At 62.7% G+C, this 4,863-nt stretch carries 5 protein-coding genes; 3 read left to right on the top strand and 2 right to left on the bottom strand.

The window, feature by feature from the left end; translation table 11 throughout:
- Positions 1-184 precede the first annotated feature (184 nt).
- From hslV to ADADOO_RS04860, 3 genes are all read left to right on the top strand, one after another.
- Positions 185-721, top strand: a complete 537-nt coding sequence (gene hslV, locus ADADOO_RS04850; protein WP_511275483.1) for an ATP-dependent protease subunit HslV — start codon at positions 185-187, stop codon at positions 719-721.
- Positions 718-2,058, top strand: coding sequence for an ATP-dependent protease ATPase subunit HslU (gene hslU / locus ADADOO_RS04855; protein WP_511275485.1), 1,341 nt, complete (start codon positions 718-720; stop codon positions 2,056-2,058). The genes hslV and hslU overlap by 4 nt, the downstream gene beginning before the upstream one ends.
- 85 nt (positions 2,059-2,143) lie before the next feature.
- Complete coding sequence (locus ADADOO_RS04860; RefSeq protein WP_511275487.1) at positions 2,144-3,031, top strand: AEC family transporter; 888 nt, start codon at positions 2,144-2,146, stop codon at positions 3,029-3,031.
- A gap of 77 nt (positions 3,032-3,108) precedes the next feature.
- Here ADADOO_RS04860 and hslR read toward each other — a convergent pair whose 3' ends face one another.
- Both hslR and lysA read right to left on the bottom strand, forming a co-directional pair.
- A complete protein-coding gene (hslR, locus tag ADADOO_RS04865; protein ID WP_511275491.1) occupies positions 3,109-3,474 on the bottom strand; it encodes an Hsp15 family ribosome-associated heat shock protein in 366 nt (121 codons plus the stop codon).
- A gap of 5 nt (positions 3,475-3,479) precedes the next feature.
- Complete coding sequence (lysA, locus tag ADADOO_RS04870) at positions 3,480-4,742, bottom strand: diaminopimelate decarboxylase (RefSeq protein ID WP_511275489.1); 1,263 nt, start codon at positions 4,740-4,742, stop codon at positions 3,480-3,482.
- Between the last annotated feature and the right edge of the window lie 121 nt (positions 4,743-4,863).

Genomic DNA, 4,863 nt, shown 5'->3' on the forward strand with positions numbered 1-4,863 from the left:
TGATGGCCGTGGTCGGCCTCAACAAGCAGGCGCGCATTCTCGTTCCCAAGTCTTAGAGGCACTGAGAAAATGCCCCTGGCGTCGTTGAGCCTCCTCGCCGTACCGCTTGTACTGTCTTTGTCGGCCCGCCTAGCCCGGGCCGCTTCGCTGCATTTTGTCAGCGCCTCTTAATTCAGGAAAAAACATGGAGCAATATCACGGCACGACGATTCTGTCGGTGCGCCGGGGCAATTCCGTCGCCATGGCCGGCGACGGCCAGGTCACGCTCGGCAACATCGTCATCAAGGCCACCGCCAGGAAGGTTCGCCGCCTCTACAACGGTCGCATCCTGGCCGGCTTTGCCGGCGGCACGGCCGACGCTTTCACGCTGTTCGAACGTTTCGAGGCCAAGCTCGACAAGCATCAGGGCAATCTGCTGCGTTCGGCCGTCGAACTGGCCAAGGACTGGCGTTCCGACCGTGCCCTGCGCCGGCTGGAGGCGATGCTGTCGGTGGCCGACAAGGAGGTTTCGCTGATCATCACCGGCAACGGTGATGTGCTCGAGCCGGAGCAGGGCATCGTTGCCATCGGTTCCGGCGGTTCCTACGCGCAGAGTGCGGCGCGGGCCCTGCTCGAAAATACCGAATTGAGTCCGCGCGACATTGTCACCAAGTCGCTCGAAATCGCCGGCGACATCTGCATTTACACCAACCGCAATTTCACCATCGAGGTGCTGGAATGAGCGCGATGACGCCGCAGGAAATCGTTTCCGAACTCGACAAACACATTGTTGGCCAGAAGAACGCCAAGAAGGCGGTCGCCATCGCGCTGCGTAACCGCTGGCGGCGGTCGCAGGTGGCCGAGCCGTTGCGTCAGGAAATTACGCCGAAGAACATCCTGATGATCGGCCCGACCGGCGTCGGCAAGACCGAAATCGCCCGCCGTCTGGCTCGCCTGGCCAACGCGCCGTTCATCAAGATCGAAGCGACCAAGTTCACCGAGGTCGGCTACGTCGGCCGCGATGTCGAGACGATCATCCGCGACCTGGTCGAGATGGCCATCAAGTCGCACCGCGAGCGGGCCATGAAGACCATGCGCGCTCGCGCCGAGGACGCGGCCGAGGAGCGCATCCTCGACGTGCTGCTGCCAACGGCGCGCGGCCCCAACTTTTTTGCCGAAAATTCCGAGTCGACCGCAGCGGAGAACACGACCCGCCAGAAATTCCGCAAGAAGCTGCGCGAAGGCGAGCTCGACGACAAGGAAATCGACATCGAAATCGCCGCGTCGGGCATGCAGGCAGAGATTTTTGCGCCGCCCGGCATGGAAGAGCTGACTCAGCAGATCCAGGGCATGTTCCAGAACATCGGCGGCGGCAAGAAGAAATCGCGCAAGCTGCCGATCAAGGAGGCGCTCAAGCTGCTCACCGACGAGGAGGCCGCCAAACTGGTCAATGACGAGGATGTGAAGCTTGAGGCGGTTAAGGCGGTCGAGCAGAACGGCATTGTTTTCCTCGATGAGCTCGACAAGATTGCCAGCCGTTCGGAGATGCACGGTGCCGATGTCTCGCGTCAGGGCGTCCAGCGCGACCTGCTGCCGCTGGTCGAGGGGACGACGGTGTCCACCAAGTACGGCATGATCAAGACCGATCACATTCTGTTCATCGCCTCCGGGGCCTTCCACCTGTCCAAACCGTCGGATCTGATTCCCGAGTTGCAGGGCCGTTTCCCGATTCGTGTCGAACTCGATTCCTTGTCGGTGGCTGATTTCGAGTGCATCCTGACCCAGACCGACGCCTGCCTGACCAAGCAGTATCAGGCGCTGCTCGAAACCGAAGGCGTGCTGATTGAGTTTGCCGACGATGGCATCCGCCGGATGGCCGAAATCGCCTTTCAGGTGAATGAGCGGACCGAGAATATCGGCGCCCGCCGCCTGCATACGGTGATGGAAAAACTGCTCGAAGAAGTCTCGTTCGATGCTGGCAAGGTCGGCCTCGACCAGATTCTGGTCAATGCCGCCTACGTCAATGAAAAGCTCGGCGAAGTCGCTGCCGACGAAGATCTGTCGCGCTACGTGCTTTGAAATTTAGGGGTAATCCCTGCTGTGCGGGCGCCCCCGGCGTCCGCACAATCCCATCTGTTGCCCACCCCCATTTGAGGCCTTCCGTTTGGACGAGCAAAGCCTGAGTTTCCGTCTGCTGGCCATTCTTTTCCCCATCTTCGGGATCGTTGCCGCCGGCTATTTCTACGGTCGCAAACACAAGCCGGAAATGGCGGTGGCCAACCGGCTGAACATGGATATTTTCATCCCGGCCCTGGTCTTCGCGGCGATGGCCGGCAAGTCCTTCGACCTCGCCGCCTACGCCCCGCTGGCCCTCGGCGGCTTTCTTGTTCTCGCCACCTGCGGCCTGCTCGCCTGGCCGCTTGCCCGGCTGTTCGGCATCCAGCCGAAAACGCTGGTGCCGCCGATGCTCTTCAACAACTCCGGCAACATCGGCCTGCCACTCGCCGTGCTGGCCTGGGGCGAAGCGGCGCTGCCGGCGGCGGTAATCTTGTTCATGGTCGAAAACACGCTGCACTTCTCGTTCGGGGCTCGTCTGCTCGACCCAACGACACGGCTGCTGACGCTGTGGCGTATCCCCGTGGTTTTTGCCGCGCTGGCCGGGTTGACCGTGGCGCTGGTCAAAATCCCGATGTGGACGCCGCTGATCATCGCCATCAAGATGCTCGGCGACGTTTCGGTGCCGCTGCTGCTCTTCTCGCTCGGCGTGCGGATGACTGACGTATCGTTCAGCGAATGGAAGGTGGCGGTCGGCAGCGCCGTGCTGCGCCCGGTGGCCGGCATGCTGATCGCCGCCGGCGTCATTCAGTTGCTTGGGCTGCAGGGGCGCGATGCGGCCATGCTCTTTGTTTTCGGCGCCCTGCCGCCCGCCGTGCTCAACTTCCTGTTCGCCGAGCGTTACAAGCAGGAGCCGCAGCGCGTGGCGTCGATCGTGCTGATCGGCAACCTGGCGGCGCTGCTTTTCCTGCCGCTGGCGCTCGCTTACGTACTTTGATTTTGGCCGTTTTTTACGGTTGACCGTAGCAAGCCCGGTTGACCGTAGCAAGCCCGGTTGACCGTGGGAATGCGTGTCTACCGGCCGTAACGGTCCATCTGGCGTCGGTCACGCTTGGTGGGGCGGCCGTGGATGTCGGCCGCCGGGTCCTGAACGAACTGCCGGCTTTCCCGCGCCGTTTCGCGGGCGCTGATGCTTTCCGGCGTTTCTTCGTAAAGCAGCCGGGCTTCCGGTGCCGGGCCGCGTTTGTCGGAAAGCGCTTTGACCGTCACTGCCCAGCGCGTTTCGCTGTTGGCGATGTCGAGCTGGTCACTGACCTTGACCTCACGCGCCGGTTTGACGGCGGCGCCATTGACCTTCACCTTGCCGCCGCTGACCGCGTCGCTGGCCAGCGAGCGCGTCTTGAAAAAACGCGCCGCCCACAGCCATTTATCGACGCGCAGGCCGCTCACTTCGGGAGAATGGACTCGCCGGCGTAAAGCTGTTCGACGGTTTCGCGCTGGCGAATGACATGGATCTGGCCGCCATCGACCATGACTTCGACCGCGCGCGGCCGGGTGTTGTAGTTCGAGGCCATGGCCATCCCGTAGGCGCCGGCCGACATGACAGCCAGCAGGTCGCCGGCTTTGACGGCCAGCGACCGGGCCTGGCCGAGGAAGTCGCCGGTTTCGCAGACCGGGCCGACGACGTCGTACTCGGTCGCGGCACCCGTGCGCGGCGCGACGGGCAAAATGTCGTGCCAGGCTTCGTAGAGCGCCGGGCGCATCAGGTCGTTCATGGCGGCGTCGATGATGGCGAAATTCTTCGCTTCACCTTCTTTCAGGTATTCGATGCGGGTGAGCAGCAGGCCGGCATTGCCGACCAGCCGGCGACCCGGTTCGAGCACCACCTGCAGGCCGCGCCCGGACAGCTTGTCGAGCAGCGGCGTCAGGTAGGAAGCGACGGTCGGTTGCACCTGTTCGGCGTTGTATTTGATGCCAAGGCCGCCACCGAGGTCAAGGTGGTGAATGTGGATGCCTTCTGCGGTCAACTGGTCTACGAGGGCCAAAATGCGGTCAAGGGCTTCGACGAAGGGCGACGGATCAAGCAGTTGCGAGCCGATATGGCAGTCGATGCCGGTGACTTCGATATTCGGCAGGGCAGCGGCACGGCGATAGAGTTCGAGCGCGTTGTCGTAGGCGACGCCGAACTTGGCGCCCTTGAGGCCGGTCGAAATGTACGGGTGCGTTTTCGGATCGACGTTCGGATTGACGCGCAGGCTGATCGGCGCCCGCTTGCCGCACTGGCCGGCGACGTCGTTGAGACGCTCAAGCTCGGCGGCGGATTCGACGTTGAAGCAAAAAATCCCGACGTCCAACGCCAGCTTCATTTCATCAGCCGTCTTGCCAACGCCAGAAAAAACGACTTTTTTCGGATCAGCGCCGGCGGCCAGCACGCGCTGCAGTTCGCCGCCGGAAACGATGTCGAAGCCAGCACCGAGGCGGGCAAAGACGTTGAGGACGGCGAGATTTGAATTGGCCTTGACAGCGTAGCAGACCAAGGCGCCCTGGCCGGTCGGGTGTCCGCCCAACACGTCCTGGAACTCGCGCAGCGAGGCTTCGAGGGCGGCGCGGGAATAAACATAGGCCGGCGTACCGAATTGATCGGCAATGGCGGGCAGGGCAACGGATTCGGCGTACAGCACGCCGTTTTTCAGGGCAAATTGGGTCATTGGGTGTTGGGGCTGGTGGTCGTGCTAACATCCTTGGCGGCTGGCTTGGCGTGACCAAGCAGCGGATCAGAGGCCGGGCCGGGCGGCATTTCAAGCCGGCCTTTCATGCCGCAGGCGGCAA

This window comes from Azonexus sp., from assembly GCF_036170495.1.
GTDB lineage: Bacteria > Pseudomonadota > Gammaproteobacteria > Burkholderiales > Rhodocyclaceae > Azonexus.

Bases quoted from the DNA above. Each gene is read 5' to 3' on its own strand.
- hslV (WP_511275483.1), top strand. From the start codon at position 185: ATGGAGCAATATCACGGCACGACGATTCTGTCGGTGCGCCGGGGCAAT.
- hslU (WP_511275485.1), top strand. From the start codon at position 718: ATGAGCGCGATGACGCCGCAGGAAATCGTTTCCGAACTCGACAAACAC.
- lysA (WP_511275489.1), bottom strand. From the start codon at position 4,742: ATGACCCAATTTGCCCTGAAAAACGGCGTGCTGTACGCCGAATCCGTT.